Genomic DNA, 26,952 nt, shown 5'->3' on the forward strand with positions numbered 1-26,952 from the left:
GCCGCTGGTCAGCGCTGGGCCGCATTCTCGGCGCTGGCTTCGATCCGCTCCATGTCCTCGTCGCTCAGACCGAAATGGTGGCCGATTTCATGGATCAGGACATGGGTGATGATGTCGCCCAGGGTTTCCTCGTTTTCAGCCCAGTAGTCCAGGATCGGGCGGCGGTATAGCCGGATCCGGTTCGGAAGTTCTCCCGTTTCCACGGTAAACCGTTCGGAAATTCCACGCCCTTCGAAAAGGCCAAGCAGATCGAACGGCGTTTCAAGCGCCATGTCCTCGAAAACGTCATCATCCGGGAAATCTTCGATCTCAATGGTGAGATTGGTGGTGAGGGCCCTGAATTCTTCCGGAAGATGACCATAGGCATCGATCGCAAGCGACTCGAACGTGCTTATCGTTGGCGCATGGCGATCCTGCCAGTCGTCGGTTTGGTCAATGCGAGCCATTGGTTCTCCCTTTGTGAGAGACATATAAGGCCGATGATCCTTTTTTTCGAGATAAGAATCATCGCTATAGCAAATGAGGAAAAGATTCCTCTCCGGTGATGATTGACTCTCCTGCCGAGCTTTGGAATCTATAAGAACATAAAGTGAACATTTAGGACGGAGAGCTGACGCCATGGCCCATGCAGCCGCGGCGCAGGAGAAGCTATTTGCCCTGCGCGAACAGATCGCCAGATTGGAAGGCAGAAGCCTGCCGGCAATGGCGGCGGCGAAGATGGAGAATTTTGCCGCCCGATCGGGTGGTGAAGAGAAATTGTCCTTCGATATCGCGGCTCTCGATGATGCATTGAGCGGCGGTCTGCCGCTCGATTGCATTACCGAAATCCGTTCCGGATCATTTTCCGATGCTGGCGCGGCAACCGGCTTTTCCCTTTCGCTTGTCGGGCTGATGAAGGCGCGCAAGGCCGCTACAGGTCCGATGTTATGGATTGCTGACGGGTTTACCGCTGGCGAAATGGGTATTCCTTATGCTGGAGGCATCAGGCAGTTCGGCATCGATTCCCGGACGATATTTCATGCATCGCCTCGCAGGCTGGAGGATGCCCTGTGGCTTGCGGAAGGCGCGCTTGAAAGCAAGGCGTTTATAGCGACGATCCTTGAAGTTCATGCAAATCCCAAATCCTTTGGCTTGGCTGAAAGCCGAAGGCTCAGTCTCCGGGCAAAGGCGGCAGGGCGGCCGCTTTTCCTGCTGCGGCATGCAGGGAAGGAGGAGGCCAGCAGTGCTTCCGTGCGTCTCCTTGTCGAGCCGGCTCCGGCTCTGGAGCGACCCCTCCCGGATGGCAGCATGCTTGGCGGCAGCATCGGGCATCCAGTTTTCAACATCACCCTGGAGAAGAGCCGAAATCCGGCCCCTCTCAGCTTTCGTCTGGAGTGGAACCTTCATGACCGCCAATTTCATCTTGCCCGAGATCGAGGCAAATCTTCTTTCCACAAGTTGCCAGCGCATCTTGGCGCTTCACTTTCGGTATCTGCCGACCGACAGGATCGCGCGAAAGCTCTGGGGGATGTCGTGGCGTTCGAAAGGGCGTCCTGACCATCCTCCGATCATTTGTGCCGGCAGGCGCGATAACGCATTGCGGCTGGTTGCAATCGATGAAGTGGCGCGGACACGCAGCCTGAAACGAGGGCAGGGGCTTGCCGAAGCGCGGGCCATGTATCCAGACATCGATGTCTTCGACGAGGATGAAAGAGCCGATTTTGCCCTTCTGGAAGCGATTGCCGATTGGTGCGATCGTTACACACCGCTTGTTGCCCTGGACGGAAAGGACGGGCTGTTCCTCGATATTACCGGCTGCACCCATCTTTTCGGAGGAGAGGATGCGATGCTTCGAGATATTCTTGCCCGGCTTTTTCAGATGGGTTTCGACGTGCGTGGATCGATTTCGAGCACGCCGGGCCTGTCCAGCGCGATCAGCCGGTTTGGGCACGGCGGAGTGATCGCAAGGGAGGGTATGGCGTCCGCGCTGGGCGCCTTGCCCGTGCACGCGCTTCGTCTCGATGAAAAAACGGTTGCTTCACTTTTGAAGCTTGGTCTGAAACGCGTTGCAAATCTTATGTCCATGCCAAGGGCGCCGCTTGCCCGCCGGTTTGGTGCGCAGTTGCTGATGCGGCTCGATCAGGCACTGGGAACGAACGAGGAAGCTATATCGCCACGACGCCCGGTGGCGCCGCTTTCCGCCGAGCGCCGGTTGGGTGAGCCGATCCAGACGGAGGAGGATATTCTCGGGATGACAGCCGAGATTGCATCCTCTCTCAAACTGCGCCTGGAAAATCGCGGTGCCGGCGGCAAGGTGTTCGAACTTGTTCTCTTCCGCGTCGACGGGCGCGTGTTTCGGATTTCGGCAGGCGCTTCGCGCCCGTTGAGAGATCCGAAGCGGATTTCCGGCCTGTTTTCAGAGCGCCTCAATGCCATTCATGACGATCTGGATGCAGGTTTCGGCTTCGAACTGTTGCGCCTCAACGTGTTGCAACATGATGTTTTCGATGCGCTTCAAGCGGATTTTTCAGGAGAGGAGGGGCGGGAGACATCGCTTGCGGATTTCATCGACAGGGTTTCCGCCCGGTTCGGCGCAGGTTGTCTCCAAGTCTATCAGCATCAACAAAGCCACATTCCGGAACGTGCCGAAATCTTCCTTCCGGCGATTGCAGAACTGGAAAGGCAGCCTCAGTGCAGCGAAAACCTGCAATTCCTGCCGCGGGCCGATCGTCCCTTGCGGCTTTTGCGCAGTCCAGAGCCGGTCGAAGCTTTTGCCGCTCTTGTCCCGGATGGTCCGCCGCAGCAATTCCGCTGGCGGCATGTGATGCACATTGTCACCCGAGCCGAGGGGCCGGAGCGGATCTCACCGGAATGGTGGATCGACGACGAGAACGCAAAGGAGCGCGATTATTTTCGTCTCGAAAGCGAATTGGGACGGCTTTTCTGGGTTTTTCGGCTTGGTCGTTACGGGGATGATCCGCCTCCGACATGGCGTATCCATGGGGTCTTCGCATGATGGATGAACCCAGATTTTTCGAGATCGGCGCCAAGACGAATTTCTCCTTTCTTGAAGGGGCGGCTAGGCCTGAAGAGATGATCGTGTCCGCCAGCGTGCTTGGCCTTTCCGGATTGGGAATTGCCGATCGCAATTCCGTTGCCGGCGTGGTGCGAGCCTATAACCAGTTCAAGGAGCTGACCGCAGTTTTCGAGCGGCAGAAAGAAAAGGGCAGGGATGTTGCTGAGGACGAAGCCATCGAACCCTGCCGGTTTCAACCCGGCACCAGGCTAGGTTTTGCAGACGCTACGCCGGATATTCTTGCCTATCCGAAGAACCGGAAGGGCTGGGCCAATCTTTGCCGGCTCCTCAGTACCGGCAATCTGAGAGCGCAGAAGGGGGCCTGCATTCTGGAAGAATGGGATCTTCTGGAATGGTGTGACGAGATGATGCTGGCGGTCGTGCCGGATTTTTCCCGCGCCGAAGACAAGGTCTATCTGGCGGATCTCGATGAGCGGCTTGGTTCGTATCGGAAAAGATTCCGCAAGAATATCTACCTTGCTTTGTCGCCAACCTATGACGGGCGCGATCCCTTCGTTTTTGCTGCCTTTTCCCGGATCGCGCGGCAAAACCGCGTGCCGCTGATTGCGACAAACCTCCCGATCTTTAGCCTGCCCTATCGGCGCTCGTTGGCGGATGTGGTGACCGCAATTCGTCATCATGTGACGATACAGGAAGCGGGCTTTCGGCTTGCTCCGCATGGAGATCGGCATCTCAAGCCGGCATACGAGATGGCGCGGCTCTTCCATGCCTATCCGGATGCGGTGGAGAACACAGCTATATTTTTCGGCCAGCTTAGTTTCTCACTCAAGGCACTGGAGCATAATTATCCTGACGAAAGCGTGCCGGGAGAAACCGTTTCGGAAACGCTCGAGCGGCTGACATGGGAGGGCGCAACGCGCCGTTACGGGCAGAAGATACCGGAAAAGGTTTCCGGGCAGATTCGTTACGAGCTCGATCTCATCAAGGAGATGAAATACGAGCCCTATTTCCTGACTGTCCGCCATATCGTGTGGCATGCTCGATATGAGCTGAAAATCCTGTGTCAGGGGCGGGGGTCTGCCGCCAATTCCACGGTCTGTTACTGTCTGGAGATCACGGAAGTTGACCCGACTATCACTTCCCTGCTTTTTGAACGCTTCATTTCAACCGAGCGGAACGAGCCGCCGGATATCGATGTCGACTTCGAGCATGGTCGGCGCGAAGAGGTCATCCAGTATATCTACAGCCATTACGGTTATCGTCATGCCGGGCTGACTGCTGCGGTGACGAGTTACCGGACCAGAATGGCCGGCCGCGAGGTCGCCAAGGCCTTCGGATTGTCGGAAGATGTTCAGGCCTCACTTTCGAGTACGGTCTGGGGCTGGTCGGAGGACGGGCTATCGGAGCGGGACGCCAAGGTAGCCGGTCTCGATGTCAAAGATCCCCTGACGAAGAAGGTCATTGCCCATGCACGGGAACTGATGGGCTTCCCGCGACATCTGACCCAGCATGTCGGCGGTTTTCTCATTACCCGCGACAGGCTCGACGAGGTGGTGCCGATCATGAAAACGGCAATGCCGGGCCGCTACATGATCGAATGGGATAAGGACGATCTCGATACGCTGAAGCTTCTGAAGATCGATGTCTTGGCACTGGGCATGCTGACCTGTTTGAAAAAAGCTTTCGAGCTTTTGCAGTACCATTACGATCGTGAAGAAACGTTGGCGGGCCTTCTGCAAAAAGGCGAAGATCCAAATGTTTACCGAATGATCTGCAGGGCCGATACGATCGGTGTCTTTCAGATCGAAAGCCGGGCGCAGATGAGCATGCTGCCCAGGCTCAGGCCCGAAAAATTCTACGATCTTGTCGTCGAGGTTGCGATCGTTCGACCCGGTCCTATTCAGGGTAACATGGTTCATCCTTACCTGAAGCGCCGAGAGATGAGGAATGCCGGCAAAGAAATCCCCTATGAGCGACCTGAGTTGAAAGAGGTTCTAGAACGGACGCTGGGCGTGCCGCTCTTTCAGGAACAGGCTATGCAAATCGCCATCAAGGCAGCCGGTTTTCCGCCGGAGAAGGCTGACCAGCTACGTCGATCAATGGCGACCTTCAAACGTTCGGGACGTGTCAGTGAATTCGAACGCGATTTTATCGCGGGCATGCGAAAAAACGATTACAGGGAGGAGTTCGCGAAGCAGTGCTTTGAGCAAATCAAGGGGTTTGCCGAATACGGATTTCCGGAAAGTCATGCAGCATCCTTCGCTCTCCTCGTCTATGCATCTTCGTGGATCAAGACCTATTATCCGGATGTCTTCTGTGCAGCTTTGCTGAATTCACAGCCCATGGGCTTCTATGCCCCGGCGCAGCTGATCCGGGATGCGCGTGAACATGGCGTGAGCGTTTTTCCGGTCGATATCAATCACTCGGAATGGGACTGCACTCTGGAAGCGGTACCATTTGATCCGGCCAGGGTAAACCTGCGTCATGCAAGCATGCGGGATGTCATCAAGACCCGCTACGGAATAAGGCTTGGCTTTCGCCAGGTCAAAGGTTTGAGCGAAGATGACATGCGCGACAAGCTCACTACCAATCGCGATGAGGGTTACCGGAGCGTTCATGACCTCTGGCTCCGGTCCGGACTGGATAAGGCCAGCCTTGAGCGGCTTGCCGATGCCGATGGTTTCGGTTCGATCGGCTTGAGCCGCCGTCAGGCATTATGGGCGGTGAGGGGGCTGGATGTGAAAGCCGCTCTCAACAATTCTAACTTGTTTGAGATAGCCGGGCCTGCGGATCTTCGACCGGAGCCTCAGGCTCACTTGCCCTTGATGCTACCGGGAGAAGAGGTGATCGAAGATTATCGTCATCTGTCACTTTCCCTCAAAGCTCATCCGGTCTCCTTCCTGCGCGAGGAATTCCGCTCTATGGGCATTGTGCCAAGCGTTGATCTTCTCAACATCCGAAATGGCCAGCGGGTAACGATCGGCGGCATCGTGTTGGTGAGACAGCGCCCCGGATCGGCAAAAGGCGTAATCTTCATAACGCTCGAAGATGAAACGGGTGTTGCCAATGCGATTGTCTGGCCGAAGACTTTTGAAAAATATCGTTCCGTTGTCATGGGCGCACGATTGGTGAAGATCCGGGGGAGGCTGCAAAGCCAGAGCGGGGTCATTCATACGGTCGTCGAGCATATCGAGGATATGACGCCGATGCTGGGCCTGCTGCAGAAGGAAGCCAGACATTTTAGAGACCCAAGATCCGATGAGGCTATCAAGTCCGGCGGTGGATCGTGGAGACCCAAGGCGCATTCCATTGGCTTGCCCCTTAATCAGATTTCCGATCCCATAGATCCACAAGGGACCGATCCGGCGCAAGTCATGCCTAAAGGGCGAAATTTTCATTAAATTCTCTCATTGCCGCATTCCTCAACGTAACAGATCTTGGAAAATAAAGGGCCGATCCAGAATCCTTTTTCGAAGACGTGTCGAGCAGTCTGAATGGACTGCGTTTGATTGGATTTATATGTGTTGATGTGCTAATTTAAGTGGGCGCTTTGCAACTGGGAGGCTTCGATGCGTGAACCGGATATGCAGAAACTCGACACATTGGTCAGCCGCCTTGTTGGTGATGTCGGTGCAGCCGTGACGGGAGCGCTGGTCGTGCTGGGTGACCACGTGGGTATTTTCAGGGCAATGGCGGATGGTGAGCCTGTCCAGGCGGCTGAACTGGCGGCTAAAACAGGTGTGAAGGAGCGATATCTGAGGGAGTGGCTAAGTGCCCAGGCTGCTGCCGACTATATCTGCTACGACGAGCGAACGGATCGCTTCAGCCTATCGCCTGAACAGGCCATGGTTTTCGCCGAAGAAAATAGCCCTGCCTTTTTCGTCGGAGCGTTCGAAGTCGTTCAATCCATGTGGATGGATGAACCGAAGATTGCCGACGCGTTTCGAACGGGTAAGGGGGTCGGTTGGCATGAGCACAGCAATTGCCTCTTCCGAGGGACTGAACGGTTTTTCCGTCCCGGTTACAACAGCTACCTCGTTGCCGACTGGATCCCAGCTCTCGATGGCGTAGAGGCAAAACTCAAGGCTGGGGCCAGTGTTGCGGACATCGGATGCGGCCACGGCGCATCGACCATTCTGATGGCGCAGGCATATCCGGCCTCGCGGTTCATCGGGTTCGACTACCATGGACCATCGATCGAGAGGGCAAGAGCGACCGCCGAGAGTGCAGGAGTGGCGGAACGGGTAACTTTCGAGGAGTCATCCGCTGCTGCTTTCCCGGGTCGTGACTATGACCTCATTGCGATGTTCGACTGCCTTCACGACATGGGAGATCCGGTCGGTGCAGGGCGGCATGTCAGGGAAACACTTGCGACGGGCGGAACATGGATGATCGTTGAACCCTTCGCGCATGATCATCTCAAGGACAATCTCAATCCGGTGGGTCGTGTGTATTATGGAGCGTCAGCGATGATCTGCACGCCGGCCTCGCTTTCACAGGAGGTCGGACTCGGGCTTGGCGCCCAGGCCGGCGAGTTACGGCTTCGCAGGGTTGTGCTCGATGCCGGATTTACGCATTTCCAGCGAGCAACGGAAACGCCCTTCAACATGGTATTTGAGGTAAGAGCGTGAGCTCTGTTCGCTGTTGCAAACTCATGTAATATCGGGCGCAGCCTTTGAAGGTGTGTCCTCCGTGCTTCGCTTGATCACACGCCGGTTTTCGCCATCCGTCCAGCAAAACAGTGCGGGAAACCGTTCATTGTCTGCCAAGCCACATTCTCGAATGTTCGAGTGTGTTTATCCTCTGCGAGCAGTTGGGCCGATAAAAACAAAACTCACAGGGCTGGCAAATATCGCGATCCAATGGCGGAGAGGGTGGGATTCGAACCCACGATACGGTTGCCCGTATGCCGCATTTCGAGTGCGGTGCTTTCGACCACTCAGCCACCTCTCCGCTTTGCTGGTCGGCGCAATGTGCGCGGGCTGTCTCATAGCGGCGAAAAATCAGGCTGGCAAGGGGCGAAATGCAAGTCTTCATATCCTTTTACCTTGACAGTTTTTTGTCGCTCGCGTAAGCCCGCCTGCGTTCAGGTGTGGAAATGCGTCCGCGCCTGACGATCGCGAGAGATCCTGGTGGTTTTCGCGCGATTTCACCGGCAGATCAGTTTTGAAAAGATATCTCTTTCCTGACCTCCTGCTAAAGACCGACTGATAAAAAGACGGCCCTTCTCATCGAGAAGAGAGCCGGAACGAACATGAAAGGATATAAAATGTTCGCAGTCATCAAGACCGGCGGTAAGCAGTACCGCGTGGCCGCCAACGACGTGCTGACCATCGAAAAGCTGGAAGCCGAAGCTGGTGCAGTAGTCGAATTCAACGAAGTCCTGGTCGTCGGCGTTGGCGCCGATGCCAAGATCGGCGCACCCTTTGTTTCGGGCGCGACGGTCAAGGCCGAAGTTGTCGAGCATAACCGTGGCAAGAAGGTCATTTCCTTCAAGAAGCGTCGCCGTCAGAATTCCAAGCGTATTCGCGGTCATCGCCAGCATCACACGGTCGTCCGTATCACCGACATTCTCGGCTAATCAGGTTTCGAAGGTAAAGGAGAACTCCCATGGCACATAAAAAAGCTGGCGGTTCGTCGCGTAACGGTCGCGATTCTCAGTCCAAGCGCCTTGGCGTGAAGAAGTTCGGTGGCGAAGTCGTCATTCCGGGCAACATTATCGTGCGTCAGCGCGGTACGCAGTGGCATCCGGGCGCCAATGTTGGCCTCGGCAAGGACCATACGATTTTTGCACTCACCGCAGGCAACGTGAATTTCCGTACGAAGGCGAACGGCCGCGTATACGTGTCCGTAATGCCGAAAGCGGAAGCCGCAGAATAAAGCCGGCAAGCGTTATGCAACCGGCGTCTCATCGACCCGGTTGAACGTTCAAGGTTCAGTCAAAGAAAAGGGAAGATGGGGCGCTACCCCAGCTTCCCTTTTTCTTTTTACCCCAGAGGAGACTGAACCATGCAAATCGAATTGTTGAGGGCGAGCCAATCCCGGCCGCCGGAAGAACGGCTGAGGCCGGACCGGTCCGAGGATCGGTCGAGAAGCGAGTGCCCCGTCTTACTGTCGCCGAGACTGGTTCTCCGCGCACCCCACAAAGAAGACATCGACGCACTTGCCCATCTCGCCAACAATGCCGCCATCGCAACGATGGTGTCGCGCATGCCGCATCCCTATACGGCGACAGACGCAGCCGATTTCGTGCGACGCACGAACGCCGGCGAGATTGGCAAATGCGTCTATGCCATTACCCGAGGAAATGACGGCGCCTTCCTGGGATGCTGCGCACTGGAGCCGCAAGCAGACGAACGCACGCTCGAAATCGGCTATTGGCTCGGCGAGCCCTATTGGAACGAAGGTTATGGCACGGAAGCTGCCCATGCGCTGATCGATATGGCTTTTCGTACCAGAAGCGAAATCGACCAGATCGATGCGCGGTGCCGGGTTACCAACATTCCATCCAAGCGGGTGATCCAGAAGTGCGGCTTCCAGTTTCAGGGATCCGGCATGATCGATTGCCTTGCGGAAGGCGCCATGGTGCCGGTTGAGTGGTTCCGTCTGGATCGCAAGACCTGGATATCGTTGAGAAGCTGGGGAGAGCTGAGATGAACGCCGCAATCGTCGAAAGATCTGTCGAAGTTCGGCTGGTACCGGGTCCATGCCCGATCATCCAGTCCCGCCGGTTGACCCTGCGTCCTCACCGGATCGGCGATGCGGATGCGATCGCGGCATCGCTTGCCGATTTCAAGGTTGCCCGCATGCTTTCTCGCGTGCCACAGCCTTATCATCGAGATGACGCGATCGATTGGCTGGTGCGCCAGACCTCCGGGCTGATGCCGGATTGGAGCCTTGCAGTCACCACGGGCGATGACGTCCATATCGGCGTCGTCGGCATGGAATTGCGCGGAGACGGCTGGCACCTGGGATATTGGTTGAACCGGTATTACTGGGATCAGGGCTACATGACAGAAGCTACCGGCGCCGTGCTGGAACGTTTCTTCCGGCGCATGCCGGACGCCGTGGTGCATTCCGGTGCCTTTGCCGACAACCTCGCTTCGCTCAATGTGCAGCGAAAGCTCGGTTTCAGGATTGTCGATGCGGGAGAGGTTTTCTCGACTGCGCGCAACCGCATGGCGCCGCATATCGAGACGATGCTGGAGGCCGGCGATCTGGTGCGGCCTCAGGCCTGCTAAAAATGCTGATGGCCATTGGTGTCTGCCGGTGGCCATCAACATGTCTCAAGCGATACGGGATTGATCCGGCCAGGGAGATCCGCTGGCGGTATCGAAAACCCTGATCGGGGCGTGCGGTATCCGTTCCATGCCGCAGACCCGCTCGTGCTGGAGCCGCATTACAGCTTATGGCTGACGAACTTCATGATAATCTTTGACCTTAAAGGCAACGAACGGTATCGAAACGCTAAAGAAGGCGTCCAGAAATCCCTGATGACGTTGCGTAACACAAGACTGACGGCAGCAAGATGAAATTTCTCGACGAAGCAAAAGTCTATATTCGCTCCGGTGACGGTGGCGCGGGTGCAGTCTCGTTCCGGCGGGAAAAGTTTGTCGAGTTCGGCGGGCCGGATGGTGGCGATGGTGGACGCGGCGGCGACGTCTGGGTGGAGGCGGTGAACGGTCTCAACACGCTGATCGATTTCCGCTTCCAGCAGCATTTCAAGGGCAAGATCGGTACCCATGGCATGGGCCGTAACCGCACCGGCGCCAATGGCGAAAGCGTCACGTTGAAGGTGCCTGTCGGCACGCAGATCTTCGAGGAAGACAATGAAACCTTGATCATGGACATGATCAAGGAAGGCCAGAAGTTCCGCCTGGCCAAGGGCGGCAATGGTGGTTTCGGCAACACCCACTTCAAGAGCCCCACCAACCAGGCGCCGAACTGGGCCAATCCAGGTCTTGAAGGCGAGGAAAAGACCGTATGGCTGCGGCTGAAGCTGATTGCCGATGCCGGTCTCGTCGGGCTTCCCAATGCCGGAAAGTCGACCTTCCTTGCCTCGGTCACTCGTGCCCGACCTAAGATCGCCAATTATCCGTTTACGACCCTTCATCCCAATCTCGGCGTTGCGGCAATCGACGGGCGCGAATTCGTGCTCGCCGACATTCCCGGCCTGATCGAAGGTGCGCATGAGGGGATCGGCCTCGGTGACCGCTTCCTCGGCCATGTTGAGCGCACCCGCGTGCTGCTTCATCTCGTCTCTTCGATGGAAGAAAAGGTCGGCCAGTCCTACAAGACGGTCAAGGCGGAACTTGAGGCCTATGGTGGCGGCTTGACCGACAAGCAGGAAATCGTCGCACTGTCGCAGATCGATATCCTGGATGAAAAGGAACTGAAGAAGAAGGCGAAGGAACTGGAGAAGGCCTGCGGCCAGACGCCGTTCCTTATTTCCGCCGCGACGGGCAAGGGCATGACGGAAGTCTTGCGTGCCCTTCGTGACGTCATTCTCGAAGCCAGCGAAGGTGACGAGACGACCCTGCCGGACAAATCCGCATCGGTGCAGGACTCTGACGAGGATGGGGAGCTATGACCGGCGGCAGTACCAATAGCCGCAAGGCGCTTTCCAGCTATCGCCGGGTCGTCATCAAGATCGGCTCGGCGCTGCTCGTCGATCGCAAGACCGGGCTGAAATCCGCGTGGCTCAATTCCATCTGCAGCGATATCGCGGCGTTGAAGGCGGCGGGTGTCGATGTGCTCGTCGTGTCTTCGGGCGCAATCGCCCTGGGTCGCACCGTTCTCGACTTTTCCGCTGGTGCTCTGAAACTCGAAGAAAGCCAGGCGGCCGCTGCGGTCGGTCAGATCGCGCTTGCCCGTGCCTGGTCGGAAAGTCTGTCGCGTGATGCAATCGTCGCCGGCCAGATCCTGCTGACCTTGGGCGATACGGAAGAGCGCCGCCGTTATCTCAACGCCCGCGCGACCATCAAGCAGTTGCTGAAAATCGGCGCGGTGCCGATCATCAACGAAAACGATACCGTCGCGACATCGGAAATCCGCTATGGCGACAATGACAGGCTGGCTGCGCGTGTCGCGACGATGACGGGGGCCGACCTGCTCGTGCTTCTGTCGGATATCGACGGGCTTTACACCGCTCCTCCGCATCTCGATCCCGAGGCTAAGTTCCTCGACACGATTGCGGCGATCACGCCAGAAATCGAGGCGATGGCCGGCGGCGCTGCATCCGAACTGTCGCGCGGCGGCATGCGCACCAAGATCGATGCCGGCAAGATTGCGACCGGCGCCGGTTGCGCGATGATCATTGCATCCGGCAAGACGGACCACCCCCTGCAGGCAATCGAGCAGGGAACGCGCTCCTCGTGGTTTGCACCGTCCGAGGCGCCGGTGACCGCGCGCAAGACCTGGATTGCCGGTCAATTGCAGCCGGCCGGTGAACTGCATGTCGATAATGGTGCGGAAAAGGCGCTCGGTCTGGGTAAAAGCCTGCTGCCTGCAGGTGTTCGCCGGATCGAAGGTCATTTCCACCGCGGCGATACGGTTGCCATCATCGGTACCGATGGGCTTGAGATTGCCCGCGGTCTGGTCAGTTACGATGCCGATGAGGCGCGTCAGATCACAGGGCGGAAATCTGCCGAGATCGAAGCGATATTGGGTTATGCCGGCCGCGCCGCCATGGTTCATCGCGGCGACCTAGTGATGACGGGTGGGCTTCGGTCGAAGACAGGCCGCAAGGAGGAGGTTATCCATGCTGGATAAGGTTTCGACGGTCGATATCGACAAGGTCATGGCCGAAATCGGCCGCAACGCCAAGGCGGCTGCGCGTCAGCTCGCGATTGCGTCAACGCAGGCGAAGAACACGGCGCTGCATGGCATGGCGGATGCGATCGTCGCGGCCATGCCCAGGATTCTTGCGGCAAATGCCGAAGACCTGAAGCAGGTGGAAGGCAAGGGCCTGCTGCCATCCTTCATCGATCGCCTGACATTGACGGAAAAGGGTATTTCCGGAATGGCGCAGGCGTTGCGCGAGATCGCCGAATTCAAGGATCCGGTCGGAGAGGTGATTGCCGCCTGGGATCGTCCGAACGGATTGAATATCGAGCGTGTCCGCACGCCGCTCGGCGTCATCGGCGTGATTTATGAAAGCCGTCCCAATGTGACGGCTGACGCCGGCGCATTGTGCCTGAAGGCCGGCAATGCGGTGATCCTGCGCGGCGGTTCGGATTCGGCGCAATCATCGCAGGCTATCCATGATTGCCTTGTTGCTGGCCTGAAGGCTGCCGGTCTTCCGGAGCATGCGATCCAGATCGTGCCGACGACCGATCGTGCGGCTGTCGGCGCCATGCTGTCCGGTCTCGATGGTGCAATAGACGTTATCGTCCCGCGCGGCGGCAAGAGCCTTGTCGCCCGTGTGCAGAACGAGGCGCGCGTGCCGGTCTTTGCGCATCTGGAAGGCCTCTGCCATATCTATGTCGACACATCCGCCGATCTTGAGATGGCGAAGAAGATCGTCGTTAATGCCAAGATGCGGCGCACCGGCGTCTGCGGCGCGGCCGAAACGCTGCTGGTCGACAAGGCCGTTGCCGGCACGCATCTCGTGCCGCTTCTGCAAGCATTGAAGGACGCCGGCTGCGAGATCCGCGGATCGGCAGAAGTCCTGCTTGCTTGCCCGACGGCGGCAGTGGCGACGGAAGAAGACTGGCGCACGGAATATCTGGATGCGGTGATTTCGGTCGCGGTCGTTGACGGCATCGATGGCGCGATCCGACACATAAACACCTACTCGTCCAGCCACACGGAAGCAGTGATTGCCGAAGACCCGGCGGTGGTGGGGCGTTTCTTCAATGAGATCGATTCTGCCATTCTGTTGCACAATGCCTCGACGCAGTTTGCCGATGGCGGCGAATTCGGCATGGGGGGCGAGATCGGCATTTCGACCGGCAAGATGCATGCCCGCGGCCCGGTCGGCGTCGAGCAGCTGACCTCGTTCAAATACCGTGTGCATGGCACCGGCCAGATCCGTCCATAGAGCTTCGGCCCGACGTGGAAGAAGAGAAGATCGATCGCCAATATCTTACCATGCCGCATATCGAGCGCGGCATGGCCGTCGGGCTTTTCGGCGGATCTTTCAATCCGCCGCATGAAGGCCATCTGCTGGTCGCCGAAATTGCGCTGCGCCGTCTCGGCCTCGATCAGCTCTGGTGGATGGTGACGCCGGGAAATCCGCTGAAAAGCCGTAGCGAGCTTGCGCCTCTCAGCGAGCGAATTTCGCTGAGCGAGCATCTTGCCCGTGACCCGCGCATCAAGGTCACTGCGTTCGAAAAGACACTCGGCGGCTCCTATACGGCGGATACGCTTGCCCATGTGAAAGCCAGAAATCCCCAGGCTCATTTTGTCTGGATCATGGGAGCCGATAGCCTGCAATCCTTCCATCTCTGGCAGAAATGGCGCGAGATCGTCTCGATGTTCCCGATCGCGGTCGTTGATCGGCCGGGTGCGACCCTGTCATTCCTGTCGTCGAAAATGGCCCGCACATTCTACTACGCGCGCGTGGATGAGGATGATATCGGTACGCTCTGGAAGCGGCAGGCGCCTGCCTGGACCTTCATTCATGGCCCCAGATCGACGCTGAGTTCGACCGCGCTCAGGGCGAATGGCCGCAAGAACTCACCATGAACCTGAAGGAGCGTCTACACATGACGGTTTCGCGTCATGCGTTCACTTCTGATGGTTCTCCCTTGAAAGATTAACCATTCGGTGCCAACTTCATCAAAGCGGCCGACCTTGATCGGATTCGCTGGAAGTGCTTGTTGCTGTTACTTGGTAAGAAAGGACAAACCCTGACAACAGTACACGCCAAGGGAAAGATGGTTTCCATCCTCCCGCAGAGTTCCGAACGTGGCGCCGATGCCGCAGCTCGTGCTCTCGAACTGATCCTCAATAGCCTTGAGGATTCCAAAGCAGAAGATATCGTCACCATCAATATTGCCGGAAAATCGGCGCTGGGCGACTACATGGTTGTGGTCACCGGGCGATCGAGCCGCCATGTCATGGCGATCTGCGACCATCTTGTCACCGACCTGAAGGATGAGGGGCTTGGATCCCCGCGTGTGGAAGGTCAGGAAAGCGGTGACTGGGTGCTGATCGACACGGGTGATGTGATCGTTCACGTGTTCCGTCCCGAAATCCGCGAGTTCTACAACATCGAAAAGATGTGGGCAGCTCCGGAGATCGAAGAGGGACCGCTGCTGCATTGAGCGGTTTGGGCTTGGCCTGAACCGTCGAAAGCCGTTAAAGCAAGACTGGCGTCACGCGCCGGTGCAGCACTCTTCGGCTGTTCGAATTTAGACGGATCAGGACATGCGTATTACCCTTTTTGCCGTGGGACGGCTCAAGGCCGGCCCGGAGAAGGACCTTGCGTCCCGCTATCTCGACCGTTTCGCCAAGGCCGGCCCCGCCGTCGGCCTGGAGCTGGCGAAGCTGGTGGAGGTACAGGAAAGTCGCGCGTCCAATGCCGATACCCGCAAGCGCGAGGAAGCCGGCGTCCTGGAAAAGGCCTTGCCCGAGGGCGCCATCCTCGTTCTGTTGGACGAACGCGGCAAGACGCTCGACAGCCAGGCTTTTTCGGATGCGATCGGCCGTTATCGCGACAATGGAAAGCGTGACATGATGCTGGCTATCGGCGGGGCCGATGGTCTCGATCCGGAGCTTCGCGCCAAGGCTGATCTCGTACTCAATCTGGGAACGATGACCTGGCCGCATCAGCTGGTCCGCATTCTCATTGCAGAACAGCTATACAGGGCCGTGACCATTCTTTCCGGCCATCCCTATCACCGCGTTTAACCTTTCGTTCAGGCGCAAACACGATGTTGTTTGTGGCGGGCCTAAGCAAATCAGCCTAGCCTTCGCATTCTATCACTCGGAGCGGACATGGACGCCAGTCGGAAAAGACCTGCCAGATATGGATCAGGCTTGGCCAGCACGCTGGCTGTTGCCGGTCTTCTGCTGGCTGTTCCGCAGGTCTTGTCTGCGCAGGATGCGGTTTCGCCAAGTGACAGCACGGTGAATGCGGCTCCTGTCGAAGCCGCCGGGCCGACAGCCGAATTGCAGCAGAAGCAGGAAGAGACACGCAAGGAGCTCGAGGCGCTCGGCAATACGATGCAGCTGTCGGGAGACAAGATTGCCGATATCGAGAAAAGTATTGCGCAGACCAACAAGGACAGCGCCGATATCCGTCAGGCCCTGATCGACTCTGCCAGCAAGCGGCAGGATCTCGAGCGGAAAATCCAGGAGAGCGAAAAGAAGATCGCTGCCCTCGGCGTCCAGGAAGACGGAATTCGCGCATCGCTTCGCAGTCGCCGGGGTGTTCTTGCGGAAGTGCTCGGCGCGCTCGAGCGCATGGGACGCAACCCGCCGCCGGCATTGCTGGTGAAGCCGGAGGATGCGCTTGCTTCCGTGCGCAGCGCCATTCTTCTCGGTGCCGTCGTTCCGGGCATGCGTGCGGAGGCCGAACGCCTCGTTGCCGATCTGAAGGCCCTGAGCGAGACGCGTAATGCCGCAGCGAGTGAAAAGCAGGCCGTGTCGGACACGATTGCCGCGAGCCTTGAAGAAGACAAGCGGATGGATCTTCTTCTGGCTGAAAACGAAAAATTGAACGGCCGGAATACGGCGGAACTCGAGGCAGAGCGGCGGCGCTCGGAGGAACTTGCAGGCCGGGCGACATCGCTCGAAGGGCTTATTTTTTCGCTGGAGAGTGAAATATCCTCGGTGCGGGAGGCGATGGAAGCCGCCCGGGCGGAAGAGGAGCGCCAGAAGCGTCTCACGCAGGTCGAGCGCGAGAAGGCGAGAGAGCTTGCCGAAAACGGTGTGCCCGACAAAAACCGCATTGCGCCAGCATATGCGTTTTCAAGCCTGAGGCAGAAGCTGGCCTTTCCGGTAGCAGGCGATGTCGTACGTTGGTTCGGCGATCCCGACGGGACAGGACATACGGCGCGCGGCATCACCATCGCATCCAATGCCGGGGCCATCGTGACTGCGCCGGCGGATGGTTCGATCGTATTTGCCGGAGCGTTCAGAAGTTACGGCCAAACGATCATTCTTAATGTCGGTGACGGGTATTACGTGGTCTTCACTGGCATGAAGGATGTGAACGTTCGTCAGGGAAGCTTTGTCTTCAGCGGTGAGCCGATCGCCGTGATGGGTGAGAAAAGAGTGGCGAGTGCAACTGCGTTGGCGCTGGAAACGGATCGCCCAACGCTTTACATTGAATTTAGAAACGGCAACACCACGGTTGATTCCAAGCCATGGTGGTTAGCCAAGGAAACTGGAAGGGCGCGAAATGATTCGTAGGGCTTCGCTTGTCATCGTCGGTGCACTCATGGGTGCGACAGCGATGAGTGTCATCTATTCGGCCGGCGTGCCGGCCCAGGCAGCCGGAGCGTCGACCTATAAGGAACTTTCGATTTTTGGTGACGTCTTCGAACGCGTTCGCGCTCAATATGTGACGGCGCCGGATGAAGAGAAGCTGGTCGAAAACGCGATCAACGGCATGCTGACCTCGCTCGATCCGCATTCGAGCTTCATGAATGCCAAGGATGCCGAAGACATGCGGACCCAGACCCGCGGCGAATTCGGCGGTCTCGGCATCGAAGTGACGATGGAAAACGAGCTGGTCAAGGTCATTGCGCCGATCGATGACACGCCCGCTTCCAAGGCCGGTATTCTTGCCGGTGACTTCATCTCCGAAATCGATGGCCAGTCTATCCGTGGCTTGAAGCTTGAGGATGCCGTCGAGAAGATGCGCGGCGCGGTCAATACGCCGATCAAACTCACTGTCATCCGTCAGGGCGCCGACAAGCCGCTCGACATCACCGTGGTTCGCGACGTTATCGCCGTGCGTGCGGTCAAGTCTCGCGTCGAGGGCGGGGATGTCGGTTATGTTCGCGTCATTTCCTTCACCGAAAAGACATATGATGATCTCGAAAAGGCAATCCTGAAGATCAAGGCCGATGTTCCGGCCGACAAGCTGAAGGGTTACGTTCTCGACCTGCGTCTCAACCCGGGCGGTCTTCTGGATCAGGCGATCAATGTATCGGACGCCTTCCTGGAGCGTGGCGAAGTTGTTTCCACCCGCGGCCGCAATGCCGACGAAACCCGCCGCTTCAATGCCGGTCCAGGCGATCTGACCGATGGCAAGCCGGTCATCGTTCTGATCAATGGCGGTTCGGCTTCGGCTTCGGAAATCGTTGCCGGAGCACTTCAGGACCTCAAGCGTGCAACCGTTGTCGGAACCCGTTCCTTCGGCAAGGGTTCGGTCCAGACGATCATTCCGCTTGGCGATGCCGGTGCATTGCGCCTGACGACTGCGCTCTATTACACGCCGTCCGGCAAGTCGATCCAGGGTACGGGTATCAACCCGGACATCAAGGTCGAGCAGCCGCTGCCGCCGGAACTGCAGGGCAAGCTGAAGGCAGAGGGTGAATCCAGCCTCAAGGGTCATATCCAGGGCAATGCGGAGACGGAAGAAGGTTCCGGTTCCGCAGCTTATGTGCCGCCGGAAGCCAAGGATGATATCCAGCTCAACTACGCCATGGATCTTCTCCACGGCACAAAGACCGATCCCAGCTTCCCGGCAAGCCCGGACAAGGCTGCAGCTGCGGTCAAGAATTAAGAACAATGCCGGGGGAGCCTGAAATCGCTCCCCCGGATTTTTATGACCGCGGGATAGCACGGATATTAGCGTGGGTACTGATCTCCATGCACCCTTGGGACAAGGGCGGCCACCGAAGACGAAACGTTCGTGGCGTGGTTACAAGGCCGCTCTGTGCGGCAGTGTAGTCCTTGTCGGCGTTATAGCTCTCTCCATCTATGTCATTCGGGAAAATGACGGGCTCAGGCAGGTTGCCGCCAATGTCGAGCAAGCGCCTTCCGGAGATAAACCCGACCCTTCGAAAGAGGCGGAGGCCGTGGCTCGTTCCGCGCAATCGGGCACATCGTCCGAACGTACGGCGTCCGGTGCCAATATCGAGCGCATTCCCACCGGCGACGGAAACTACGTTACCAAATATACGCCGCGTGACCGGACCGGGCCACTGGTCATCGATGCGCAGCGGATGGGCCAGGATCCGCGGATAGCCGGCCAGCCGAACTCCGATCTTGTCGAAGAAACCGGAGACGGAAAGCTGCCGATCATCGGCGCCGACGGTCTGCGTCCCATGGACCAATATGCAAGGCCATGGTCAGGCGAGAGGGGCGCGCGGGTCGCCATTGTCATCAGTGGCCTTGGCCTCAGCCAGACTGGCAGCCAGAAGGCCGTCCAGCAACTGCCGGCGGGGGTGACGCTAGCATTCGCGGCGAGCGGCAACAGCCTGCAGCGCTGGATGCAGGAAGCTCGGCGCAAGGGTCATGAGATATTGTTGCAGGTTCCGTTCGAACCTTTCGATTATCCGGCGAACGATCCGGGGCCAGGTACTCTGTTGACGGCGAATTCCGCCAAGGACAATCTCGCGCGCCTGCACCAGGCCATGGCTCGGGTCACCAATTATACCGGCATCGTCAATTATCAGGGCGCACGTTACCTTTCGGATGAAAAGGCGCTGCGGCCGGTGCTGCAGGACGTGGCGAAGCGTGGGCTGCTTTTCCTTGATGACGGGACGTCTTCTCTTTCAAAGACGAATTCCGTATCCGATGCCGTCAAGCTGCCTCATGCCTTTGCCGATGTCGTGCTCGACGGACAGGTGCAGACTCAGGCCATTCTTCGCAAGCTCGATGAACTCGGCCGCATCGCGGACCGGCAGGGAACGGCAATCGGCATTGCCGCCGCTTACGACGAGAGCATCGATGCTGTAAGGAAGTGGAGCGAAGAAGCGACGCAGCGTGGCATCGAGATCGTTGGCGTATCAGCGATTGTACGCGATAAAAGCGAACCCTGATGGAGAATGAAGCATGGCCAAGAAAGACGGGGCCGGGAAGAGTGGTACGGTGAAGGCTGAAGACCTGCCATATCGGCCTTGTGTGGGCATCATGGTACTCAACCGTGGCGGACTGGTCTGGGCCGGCCGAAGGATTTCCGAAAGAAACAGCGAATATGACGGCTCGCCTCAGCTCTGGCAGATGCCGCAGGGCGGTATAGGCAAGGGCGAGGATGCGCTTCCGGCCGCCTATCGCGAACTCTACGAGGAAACCGGCATGAAGACGGTGACCCTGCTTGCCCAATCAAACGACTGGATCAATTACGATCTGCCGTCGCATCTCATCGGTATCGGGCTCAAGGGAAAATATCGCGGGCAGACACAGCGCTGGTTCGCCTTTCGCTTCGAGGGCGATGAAAGCGAGATCGCCATCAATCCGCCTCCGGGCGGCCATGAGCCGGAATTCGATGCCTGGGACTGGAAGCCGATGGCCGAGCTTCCCGGCCTGATCGTTCCGTTCAAGCGACAAGTCTACGATCAGGTGGTTGCGGAATTTTTGCATCTGGCAGCGGCCTGAGTTTTGGCTCCCCCGTGAACAGCAATTGACGTGAGAAGACCCGGCCCGAAAGCCGGGTCTTTGCTTATTCACTCTGCAGCGTCGGCCGATTCCGCGTTGAGCTGGCCGTAACGTTCCTCACCGATCTTCGTCAGCAGGTCGAGCTGCGTTTCAAGGAAGTCGATATGGCCTTCCTCGTCCATCAGCAGTTCTTCGAACAGCTTCATGGAAACGTAGTCGCCTGCCTCGTGACAGAGATCACGAGAGGCTTTGTACGCCGTGCGGGCGTCGTACTCGCCGGCAAGATCGGCTTCCAATACTTCCTTGACATTCTGGCCGATACGCAGCGGCGCGAGTGTCTGGAGATTGGGGTGGCCCTCAAGGAAGATGATGCGATCGATCAGACGATCGGCATGCTGCATTTCTTCGATGGATTCGGCGCGTTCCTTCTTTGCGAGCTTGGTGAAACCCCAATCGCTCAGAAGACGATAGTGCAGCCAGTATTGATTAACGGCCCCAAGTTCGAGGAACAAAGCCTCGTTAAGCCGCTCGATGACTCTTTTGTCGCCTTTCAATGTCCGCTCTCCTGTTTTCCTCATGGAACTGCTTCAAGCGAGACAAATATATAACGACTTCGTCCTCCGTCGAGTGACGCAGGGCATGATATTCCTCGGTCGTGCGGATAATCAAATCCACGACGTTGGGGAAACAGCCGCAACAGCGGCCGCGTTTGCTCATGGCGTGATAGACTTTTGCCGGTACGATGAGCTGCCAACAGTCTTCGTCAAGAAGCTGGACTATGACGTCCTTGATTTCCTTGTCCGTGATGTAGTTGCAGCTGCAGACGAGCATTTCCGGTAGACCTGTCAAACATGACCAACGCTATCTTCTTTTGAGAAAGAAGACCGGGGATGTCAAGAAAAATCCTGTTCTGCTTAATCACGAGCTGCTAAATTGCCAGGCTTGGTCAGCATGAATATGGCGCAAAGCATTTCAACCTCGCAATTTGGCCTCAGAGCGGCTTTGCAACGCCGCCGCTTTTATCGAGTTTTGTCGGCGAAGATGGTCGGTTGATCAAGGTTGACGCTTCGACCACCAGCGGCATGAGGCCGTCCGCGCCTTCGTCCAGGCATTCGAACAGATGCTTGCGCATCCGTGGCTCCCAGAACCTGTTAATGTGGGTGGCGACGCCTTTTGCTCTGTCGGTTTTCGGCTGTGACATGAAGAAAATGGCGATCTGATTTGCCATTCTGATCAGCTTTTCCCGCCCCTGATCATGCGACATCGATGGGCTCCTTTTTATCCGCAAGGCGAAGGATTTCCGAGGTTATGACAGGGATTCGGTGCGATCCTGACCGGGCTCTACTCCGCGGCCTGTATTTTGCCTGCGATGCGACGTGAGCGGTTGGACAGATCATTGTAGTCCTCCTGCCATTGCGTCGGGCCGTTGGACGGGGAAACCTGTACTGCCGTCACCTTATATTCAGGACAGTTGGTTGCCCAATCGGAGAAATCGGTCGTGATGACATTGGCCTGCGTATCCGGGTGGTGGAAGGTCGTATAGACGACACCCGGCGAGACCCGGTCGGTAATCTGTGCCCGAAGCGTGGTATCGCCCGAGCGGCTTGCAAGTTTGATCCAGTCGCTATCCTTGATGCCGCGTTGCTCTGCGTCATGCGGATGGATTTCCAGCCGGTCTTCAGCGTGCCAGATGACGTTTTTGGTGCGTCGTGTCTGAGCCCCGACATTGTATTGGGACAGGATACGCCCGGTGGTGAGCAGCAGCGGGAAGCGTGGTCCGGTGCGCTCGTCGGTCGCCACATATTCGGTGCGGATGAATTTTCCTTTGCCTCGGACAAATCCATCGACATGCATGATCGGCGAACCTTTAGGATGCGCCTCGTTGCAAGGCCACTGAACCGAACCCATTTTATCGAGGTAATCGTAGGAAACCAACGCAAAGCTCGGCGTCGTTGCGGCGATCTCATCCATGATTTCGGATGGATGGGCATAATTCCAATTCAGCCCCATTGCCTGCGCAAGCTTTTGCGTCACCTGCCAATCGGCAAGACCGTTCTTCGGGGTCATCACCCTGCGTACACGGTTGATGCGGCGTTCGGCATTGGTGAAGGTTCCGTCCTTCTCGAGGAATGTCGAACCCGGCAGGAAGACATGGGCATAATTGGCCGTCTCGTTGAGGAAAAGGTCGTGCACAACAACGCATTCCATGGCTTCGAGCCCGGCCGAGACATGTCTGGTATCTGGGTCGGACTGCAGAATATCCTCGCCCTGGATATAGATGCCCTTGAATGTGCCTTCGACGGCTGCATCCAGCATGTTGGGAATGCGCAGGCCGGGCTCGTTGTTCAGCGTCACACCCCAGAGTTTTTCGAATGTGTCGCGCGTGGCATCGTCCGAGATATGGCGATAGCCCGGCAGTTCATGCGGAAACGAGCCCATGTCGCAGGAACCCTGAACATTGTTCTGGCCGCGCAGCGGGTTCACGCCGACGCCCGGCCGGCCGATATTGCCCGTTGCCATGGCAAGGTTGGCGATCGCCATTACGGTCGTCGAACCCTGGCTGTGTTCGGTAACGCCTAGGCCGTAATAGATCGCGCCATTGCCGCCGGTGGCAAACAGCCGGGCGGCACCGCGTATAAGATCGGCCGGAACGCCGGTAAAGCTTTCGGTTGCTTCCGGGCTATGGTTTTCTTCGGAAACGAAGGCCGCCCAGTCTTCGAATTCCGACCAATCACAGCGCTCACGAATAAACGCCTCCGCAGCCAGGCCCTCGGTGACGATGACATGCGCCAGTGCCGTCATGACTGCGACATTGGTGCCGGGTTTGAGAGGCAGGTGGTAGGCCGCTTCCACATGCGGCGTCCTCACCAGATCGATGCGGCGCGGATCGATGACGATCAGCTTTGCACCCTGCCGCAGTCGCTTTTTCAGCCGCGAGCCGAAGACCGGATGACCGTCGGTGGGGTTGGCGCCGATAACGATCACCACATCGGACTGCTCGATCGAATCGAAATTCTGCGTGCCGGCGGACGTGCCGAAAGCCTGTCCGAGACCGTAGCCCGTCGGTGAATGGCAGACGCGGGCGCAGGTATCGACATTGTTGTTGCCAAAACCGGCGCGCACCAGTTTCTGGACAAGAAAGGTTTCCTCGTTGGTGCAACGCGACGAGGTAATGCCGCCGATAGCGTCACGGCCATACTGGTACTGGATACGCCGGAACTCGGTGGCGATATGGGAAAACGCCTCTTCCCAGGTCACCTCCCGCCATGGATCGGAAATCTTCTCGCGGATCATCGGGTTGAGGATGCGGTCTTTGTGGCTGGCATAACCATAGGCAAACCGGCCCTTGACGCAGGAGTGGCCGCGATTGGCCTGACCTTCCTTCCACGGCACCATGCGCACAAGTTCCTCGCCGCGCATTTCCGCCTTGAAGGAGCAGCCAACTCCGCAATAGGCGCAGGTGGTCACGGCTGAATGCTCCGGCTGACCGATTGCGATCACCGACTTTTCCGTCAGCGTCGCGGTGGGACAGGCCTGCACGCAGGCGCCGCAGGACACGCATTCCGAATCGAGAAAATGCTCATGCGCACCGGGCGAGACCCGGCTTGCGAAACCACGCCCTTCGATCGTCAGCGCGAAAGTGCCCTGTACTTCCTCGCAGGCACGCACGCAGCGCGAACAGACGATGCATTTCGACGGGTCATAGGTGAAATAGGGGTTGGATTCGTCCTTCGGCATCCATTTCGCGTTGATGGCACCGTCGTTGCGCGCGCGTACATGATTGTCACCCTCGTAGCCGTAACGAACGTCGCGAAGGCCAACGGCACCCGCCATGTCCTGCAGTTCGCAGTCGCCATTGGCAGCGCAGGTGAGGCAGTCGAGCGGATGATCGGAGATATAAAGTTCCATCACGCCACGGCGGATATCCTTCAGGCGGTTGGTCTGGGTATGGACGACCATGTTCGGTGCGACAGGCGTGGTGCAGGAGGACGGCGTGCCGTTGCGCCCCTCGACCTCCACCAGGCAGAGGCGGCAGGAACCGAAGGCGTCGACCATGTCGGTAGCGCAGAGTTTCGGGATCTGGATGCCCGCCTCCATCGAGGCCCGCATGATCGACGTGCCTTCCGGCACGGTTATGGCGCGGCCGTCGATGGTGAGTGTTACCTGTCTTGCAGAGCGGGATGCAGGCGTGCCGTAGTCGATTTCATGGATGAGCGACATGACGTGCCTCCTTGCTGGAGATCGGCATTCGTACTGTCCAGATGATGGAAGTAAGCGGCGCTGAAAAGAAAAAGTCCAACCTCATCATTCCGCAGCCTCCGCCAACGGCACGGGGGAGAAATCCTCCGGGAAATGCGTCATCGCGCTCATCACAGGGTAGGGGATGAAACCGCCGAGCGCGCAAAGCGAACCGAACTTCATCGTATTGCAGAGATCGGCGAGCAGCACCTTGTTCTTGTCCGGCTCGATGCCGCGACCGATCCTGTCGACCGTCTCGACGCCGCGGGTGGAGCCGATCCGGCATGGCGTGCACTTGCCGCAGCTTTCAATGGCGCAGAATTCCATGGCGAAGCGCGCCTGTTTCAGCATGTCGACGGTATCGTCGAACACGGTAATGCCGGCATGGCCGATCAGTCCGTCCTTGGCGGCAAAAGCCTCGTAATCGAATGGCGTGTCGAACAGCGCGCGCGGAAAATAGGCGCCAAGCGGGCCGCCCACCTGCACGGCTTTCACCGGTCGCCCCGTGGCCGTGCCGCCGCCGATATGATCGACGATCTCGCCAAGCGACAGGCCGAAGGCCGTTTCGAAGAGCCCGCCATATTTCACATTGCCGGCGATCTGGATCGGGATCGTGCCGCGTGAGCGCCCCATGCCGAAATCCCGATAGAAAGCAGCGCCGCGATGCATGATGACCGGGATGGAGGCAAGCGAGATAACGTTGTTGACCACCGTCGGGCGACCGAGAAAACCTTGCAGGGCCGGCAAAGGCGGCTTGGCGCGAACGATGCCGCGTTTTCCCTCCAGCGAGTTGAGCAGTGCAGTTTCCTCGCCGCAGACATAGGCGCCTGCGCCTGCGCGGATCTCGATGTCAAAGGCATGATCAGACCCGAGCACCGAGGGACCGAGAATGCCAGCTGCCCGGGCAATGCCGATTGCCTGGCCCATCGTGGCAATGGCATGCGGATATTCGGAGCGGGTATAGATGTATCCCCTGGTCGCACCGGTCGCGAAGCCGGCGATCACCATGCCTTCTATCAGGACAAACGGGTCGCCTTCCATGATCATCCGGTCGGCAAAGGTGGCGCTATCGCCCTCGTCGGCATTGCAGACGATATATTTTTGAGGCGCCACCGCCTCCATCACAGTCTTCCACTTGATGCCGGTAGGGAAACCGGCACCGCCGCGCCCTCGCAGCCCGCTTTCGGTGACCTGAGCCACAATCTCGGCCCGCGGCATCGCGATAGCCTGTTCCAGTCCCTTCAGCCCCTGATAATGGCGATAATCATCGAGTGACAGCGGATCGGTCACGCCGCAGCGGGAGAAGGTCAGGCGGGTCTGCTGACGCAGGAAGGGGATTTCCTTCGTCAGCCCAAGACAGAGAGGATGGGCCTTGCCGGAGAGAAAACCGGCGTCGAAAAGGTCTTTTATATCCGAGGCTTTCACCGGCCCGTAAGCGACGCGACCGTGATCGGTGCGCACCTCCACCAGCGGTTCGAGCCAGAACATGCCGCGAGAGCCGTTGCGCACGATCCTGGCGTCAATACTGCGGGCAGCGATTTCGCTTGTGATTGCCGCTGCAACCTTCTCGGCTCCGAGCGCCAGGGATGCGGCATCGCGAGGGACGAAGATCGTTACCGTCATCGGCCCAGCCTCCCAACAATTTCGGAAAGACAGTGCTCGTCGACCCGGCCATAAACCTCGCCATCCAGCATGGCGGCAGGACCGCAGGCGCACAGACCCAAGCAATAGACCGGTTCGAGCATCACCGCTCCGTCAGGCGTCGTCTGGTGAAAATCAATCCCCAGCAACTGGCGAACGCGATCCGCGAGATTATCACAGCCCACCGATTGACAGGCTTCGGCTCGGCAGATTTTCAGAACATGCCGTCCACCCGGATGTTCACGAAATTCGGGATAGAAGGTGACGACGCCATGGACTTCCGCACGGGAGAGGTTGAGTTCATCGGCGATGACTGGCTTGACGATATCCGGTATGTAACCGAACTCCGCCTGAAGCGCATGCAGAATGGGCAGCATCGGCCCTTCCAGATGCTTCCGGTCACGGATGATGTCGCGTGACCGCTGGGCGATCTCACCAGCGGAATTTCGCATGGTCATGGACGTGGCCTCCCGGCATATGCCGCAAACCTGTCCTCCTCGACTGTCTCCGGCATCCATTCCCCGATGGTAAGATCATTCGGGGATGCGGGAAAATGT

25 protein-coding genes and 1 tRNA gene are annotated in these 26,952 nt (G+C 58.1%); 18 read left to right on the top strand and 8 right to left on the bottom strand.

What is annotated here, in order from left to right:
* Window positions 1–8: 8 nt before the first annotated feature.
* Window positions 9–446 (bottom strand): metallopeptidase family protein, encoded by a 438-nt coding sequence (locus MRBLMR1_RS28725; RefSeq protein WP_148143786.1) that lies wholly within the window; start codon window positions 444–446, stop codon window positions 9–11.
* Window positions 447–618: 172 nt separating this feature from the next.
* On the opposite strand from MRBLMR1_RS28725, the gene MRBLMR1_RS28730 reads away from it, so the two are divergent.
* From MRBLMR1_RS28730 to MRBLMR1_RS28745, 4 genes are all read left to right on the top strand, one after another.
* Window positions 619–1,536, top strand: coding sequence for an ImuA family protein (locus MRBLMR1_RS28730; protein ID WP_500067066.1), 918 nt, complete (start codon window positions 619–621; stop codon window positions 1,534–1,536).
* Window positions 1,508–2,995, top strand: a complete 1,488-nt coding sequence (locus tag MRBLMR1_RS28735) for a Y-family DNA polymerase (RefSeq protein ID WP_500067077.1) — start codon at window positions 1,508–1,510, stop codon at window positions 2,993–2,995. Before MRBLMR1_RS28730 ends, MRBLMR1_RS28735 begins: the two co-directional genes overlap by 29 nt.
* Window positions 2,992–6,417 carry an error-prone DNA polymerase gene (locus MRBLMR1_RS28740; RefSeq protein ID WP_148143784.1) on the top strand — a complete coding sequence of 1,142 codons (3,426 nt, stop codon included), beginning with the start codon at window positions 2,992–2,994 and terminating at the stop codon, window positions 6,415–6,417. The genes MRBLMR1_RS28735 and MRBLMR1_RS28740 overlap by 4 nt, the downstream gene beginning before the upstream one ends.
* A gap of 168 nt (window positions 6,418–6,585) precedes the next feature.
* On the top strand, window positions 6,586–7,647 hold the full coding sequence (locus tag MRBLMR1_RS28745) for a class I SAM-dependent methyltransferase (RefSeq protein ID WP_148143783.1): 1,062 nt from the start codon (window positions 6,586–6,588) through the stop codon (window positions 7,645–7,647).
* 232 nt (window positions 7,648–7,879) lie between these two features.
* Here MRBLMR1_RS28745 and MRBLMR1_RS28750 read toward each other — a convergent pair.
* Window positions 7,880–7,969 (bottom strand) — tRNA-Ser (locus tag MRBLMR1_RS28750).
* A gap of 316 nt (window positions 7,970–8,285) precedes the next feature.
* Here MRBLMR1_RS28750 and rplU point away from each other — a divergent pair.
* From rplU to MRBLMR1_RS28820, 14 genes are all read left to right on the top strand, one after another.
* Window positions 8,286–8,597: a 50S ribosomal protein L21 gene (gene rplU / locus MRBLMR1_RS28755; protein WP_148143782.1), complete on the top strand. Its 312-nt coding sequence runs from the start codon at window positions 8,286–8,288 to the stop codon at window positions 8,595–8,597.
* Window positions 8,598–8,626: 29 nt separating this feature from the next.
* A complete protein-coding gene (rpmA, locus tag MRBLMR1_RS28760) occupies window positions 8,627–8,896 on the top strand; it encodes a 50S ribosomal protein L27 (RefSeq protein WP_148143781.1) in 270 nt (89 codons plus the stop codon).
* A 129-nt stretch (window positions 8,897–9,025) separates the two neighbouring features.
* Window positions 9,026–9,673 carry a GNAT family N-acetyltransferase gene (locus tag MRBLMR1_RS28765; RefSeq protein WP_148143780.1) on the top strand — a complete coding sequence of 216 codons (648 nt, stop codon included), beginning with the start codon at window positions 9,026–9,028 and terminating at the stop codon, window positions 9,671–9,673.
* Complete coding sequence (locus MRBLMR1_RS28770; RefSeq protein ID WP_148143779.1) at window positions 9,670–10,257, top strand: GNAT family N-acetyltransferase; 588 nt, start codon at window positions 9,670–9,672, stop codon at window positions 10,255–10,257. The genes MRBLMR1_RS28765 and MRBLMR1_RS28770 overlap by 4 nt, the downstream gene beginning before the upstream one ends.
* A gap of 287 nt (window positions 10,258–10,544) precedes the next feature.
* Window positions 10,545–11,606 carry a GTPase ObgE gene (obgE, locus tag MRBLMR1_RS28775; protein ID WP_148143778.1) on the top strand — a complete coding sequence of 354 codons (1,062 nt, stop codon included), beginning with the start codon at window positions 10,545–10,547 and terminating at the stop codon, window positions 11,604–11,606.
* Window positions 11,603–12,787: a glutamate 5-kinase gene (gene proB / locus MRBLMR1_RS28780; protein ID WP_148143777.1), complete on the top strand. Its 1,185-nt coding sequence runs from the start codon at window positions 11,603–11,605 to the stop codon at window positions 12,785–12,787. Before obgE ends, proB begins: the two co-directional genes overlap by 4 nt.
* Window positions 12,777–14,057, top strand: coding sequence for a glutamate-5-semialdehyde dehydrogenase (locus MRBLMR1_RS28785; protein ID WP_500067067.1), 1,281 nt, complete (start codon window positions 12,777–12,779; stop codon window positions 14,055–14,057). Before proB ends, MRBLMR1_RS28785 begins: the two co-directional genes overlap by 11 nt.
* Window positions 14,058–14,107: 50 nt before the next feature.
* A complete protein-coding gene (locus MRBLMR1_RS28790; RefSeq protein ID WP_500067078.1) occupies window positions 14,108–14,704 on the top strand; it encodes a nicotinate-nucleotide adenylyltransferase in 597 nt (198 codons plus the stop codon).
* Between the two features lie 191 nt (window positions 14,705–14,895).
* Window positions 14,896–15,285, top strand: coding sequence for a ribosome silencing factor (gene rsfS, locus MRBLMR1_RS28795; protein WP_148143774.1), 390 nt, complete (start codon window positions 14,896–14,898; stop codon window positions 15,283–15,285).
* A gap of 103 nt (window positions 15,286–15,388) precedes the next feature.
* Entirely contained in the window at window positions 15,389–15,871 is a 483-nt protein-coding gene (rlmH, locus tag MRBLMR1_RS28800; protein ID WP_148143773.1) for a 23S rRNA (pseudouridine(1915)-N(3))-methyltransferase RlmH, read from the top strand.
* Between the two features lie 87 nt (window positions 15,872–15,958).
* Window positions 15,959–17,377 (top strand): murein hydrolase activator EnvC family protein, encoded by a 1,419-nt coding sequence (locus MRBLMR1_RS28805; protein ID WP_148143772.1) that lies wholly within the window; start codon window positions 15,959–15,961, stop codon window positions 17,375–17,377.
* Window positions 17,367–18,698 (top strand): S41 family peptidase, encoded by a 1,332-nt coding sequence (locus tag MRBLMR1_RS28810; protein ID WP_148143771.1) that lies wholly within the window; start codon window positions 17,367–17,369, stop codon window positions 18,696–18,698. Before MRBLMR1_RS28805 ends, MRBLMR1_RS28810 begins: the two co-directional genes overlap by 11 nt.
* A 70-nt stretch (window positions 18,699–18,768) precedes the next feature.
* On the top strand, window positions 18,769–19,959 hold the full coding sequence (locus tag MRBLMR1_RS28815; protein WP_148143770.1) for a divergent polysaccharide deacetylase family protein: 1,191 nt from the start codon (window positions 18,769–18,771) through the stop codon (window positions 19,957–19,959).
* Window positions 19,960–19,972: 13 nt separating this feature from the next.
* Complete coding sequence (locus MRBLMR1_RS28820; RefSeq protein ID WP_148143769.1) at window positions 19,973–20,515, top strand: RNA pyrophosphohydrolase; 543 nt, start codon at window positions 19,973–19,975, stop codon at window positions 20,513–20,515.
* Window positions 20,516–20,583: 68 nt separating this feature from the next.
* Here MRBLMR1_RS28820 and bfr read toward each other — a convergent pair whose 3' ends face one another.
* The 6 genes from bfr to MRBLMR1_RS28850 form a co-directional block, all read right to left on the bottom strand.
* Window positions 20,584–21,069 carry a bacterioferritin gene (bfr, locus tag MRBLMR1_RS28825; RefSeq protein WP_148143768.1) on the bottom strand — a complete coding sequence of 162 codons (486 nt, stop codon included), beginning with the start codon at window positions 21,067–21,069 and terminating at the stop codon, window positions 20,584–20,586.
* Entirely contained in the window at window positions 21,035–21,346 is a 312-nt protein-coding gene (locus tag MRBLMR1_RS28830) for a (2Fe-2S)-binding protein (RefSeq protein ID WP_148143767.1), read from the bottom strand. Before MRBLMR1_RS28830 ends, bfr begins: the two co-directional genes overlap by 35 nt.
* A gap of 160 nt (window positions 21,347–21,506) precedes the next feature.
* Complete coding sequence (locus MRBLMR1_RS28835) at window positions 21,507–21,779, bottom strand: formate dehydrogenase subunit delta (RefSeq protein WP_148143766.1); 273 nt, start codon at window positions 21,777–21,779, stop codon at window positions 21,507–21,509.
* Between the two features lie 77 nt (window positions 21,780–21,856).
* Window positions 21,857–24,736, bottom strand: a complete 2,880-nt coding sequence (gene fdhF / locus MRBLMR1_RS28840; protein WP_183686870.1) for a formate dehydrogenase subunit alpha — start codon at window positions 24,734–24,736, stop codon at window positions 21,857–21,859.
* Between the two features lie 84 nt (window positions 24,737–24,820).
* Window positions 24,821–26,377 carry a formate dehydrogenase beta subunit gene (locus MRBLMR1_RS28845; RefSeq protein ID WP_183686872.1) on the bottom strand — a complete coding sequence of 519 codons (1,557 nt, stop codon included), beginning with the start codon at window positions 26,375–26,377 and terminating at the stop codon, window positions 24,821–24,823.
* Window positions 26,374–26,853: a formate dehydrogenase subunit gamma gene (locus MRBLMR1_RS28850; protein WP_148143763.1), complete on the bottom strand. Its 480-nt coding sequence runs from the start codon at window positions 26,851–26,853 to the stop codon at window positions 26,374–26,376. Before MRBLMR1_RS28850 ends, MRBLMR1_RS28845 begins: the two co-directional genes overlap by 4 nt.
* Between the last annotated feature and the right edge of the window lie 99 nt (window positions 26,854–26,952).

Source organism: Neorhizobium sp. LMR1-1-1.1, from assembly GCF_040675795.1.
In the GTDB taxonomy this organism is placed as follows: Bacteria; Pseudomonadota; Alphaproteobacteria; order Rhizobiales; family Rhizobiaceae; genus Neorhizobium; species Neorhizobium cellulosilyticum.

Coding starts and splice junctions, on each gene's coding strand:
- MRBLMR1_RS28735 (WP_500067077.1), top strand. CDS start 1,508: ATGTCGTGGCGTTCGAAAGGGCGTCCTGACCATCCTCCGATCATTTGT.
- MRBLMR1_RS28835 (WP_148143766.1), bottom strand. CDS start 21,779: ATGTCGCATGATCAGGGGCGGGAAAAGCTGATCAGAATGGCAAATCAG.
- MRBLMR1_RS28745 (WP_148143783.1), top strand. CDS start 6,586: ATGCGTGAACCGGATATGCAGAAACTCGACACATTGGTCAGCCGCCTT.
- rsfS (WP_148143774.1), top strand. CDS start 14,896: ATGGTTTCCATCCTCCCGCAGAGTTCCGAACGTGGCGCCGATGCCGCA.
- MRBLMR1_RS28850 (WP_148143763.1), bottom strand. CDS start 26,853: ATGACCATGCGAAATTCCGCTGGTGAGATCGCCCAGCGGTCACGCGAC.
- MRBLMR1_RS28830 (WP_148143767.1), bottom strand. CDS start 21,346: ATGCTCGTCTGCAGCTGCAACTACATCACGGACAAGGAAATCAAGGAC.
- MRBLMR1_RS28820 (WP_148143769.1), top strand. CDS start 19,973: ATGGCCAAGAAAGACGGGGCCGGGAAGAGTGGTACGGTGAAGGCTGAA.
- fdhF (WP_183686870.1), bottom strand. CDS start 24,736: ATGTCGCTCATCCATGAAATCGACTACGGCACGCCTGCATCCCGCTCT.
- MRBLMR1_RS28725 (WP_148143786.1), bottom strand. CDS start 446: ATGGCTCGCATTGACCAAACCGACGACTGGCAGGATCGCCATGCGCCA.
- MRBLMR1_RS28845 (WP_183686872.1), bottom strand. CDS start 26,377: ATGACGGTAACGATCTTCGTCCCTCGCGATGCCGCATCCCTGGCGCTC.
- rplU (WP_148143782.1), top strand. CDS start 8,286: ATGTTCGCAGTCATCAAGACCGGCGGTAAGCAGTACCGCGTGGCCGCC.
- MRBLMR1_RS28740 (WP_148143784.1), top strand. CDS start 2,992: ATGATGGATGAACCCAGATTTTTCGAGATCGGCGCCAAGACGAATTTC.
- MRBLMR1_RS28805 (WP_148143772.1), top strand. CDS start 15,959: ATGGACGCCAGTCGGAAAAGACCTGCCAGATATGGATCAGGCTTGGCC.
- proB (WP_148143777.1), top strand. CDS start 11,603: ATGACCGGCGGCAGTACCAATAGCCGCAAGGCGCTTTCCAGCTATCGC.
- rpmA (WP_148143781.1), top strand. CDS start 8,627: ATGGCACATAAAAAAGCTGGCGGTTCGTCGCGTAACGGTCGCGATTCT.
- MRBLMR1_RS28770 (WP_148143779.1), top strand. CDS start 9,670: ATGAACGCCGCAATCGTCGAAAGATCTGTCGAAGTTCGGCTGGTACCG.
- MRBLMR1_RS28810 (WP_148143771.1), top strand. CDS start 17,367: ATGATTCGTAGGGCTTCGCTTGTCATCGTCGGTGCACTCATGGGTGCG.
- rlmH (WP_148143773.1), top strand. CDS start 15,389: ATGCGTATTACCCTTTTTGCCGTGGGACGGCTCAAGGCCGGCCCGGAG.
- MRBLMR1_RS28730 (WP_500067066.1), top strand. CDS start 619: ATGGCCCATGCAGCCGCGGCGCAGGAGAAGCTATTTGCCCTGCGCGAA.
- MRBLMR1_RS28790 (WP_500067078.1), top strand. CDS start 14,108: ATGCCGCATATCGAGCGCGGCATGGCCGTCGGGCTTTTCGGCGGATCT.
- obgE (WP_148143778.1), top strand. CDS start 10,545: ATGAAATTTCTCGACGAAGCAAAAGTCTATATTCGCTCCGGTGACGGT.
- MRBLMR1_RS28785 (WP_500067067.1), top strand. CDS start 12,777: ATGCTGGATAAGGTTTCGACGGTCGATATCGACAAGGTCATGGCCGAA.
- MRBLMR1_RS28765 (WP_148143780.1), top strand. CDS start 9,026: ATGCAAATCGAATTGTTGAGGGCGAGCCAATCCCGGCCGCCGGAAGAA.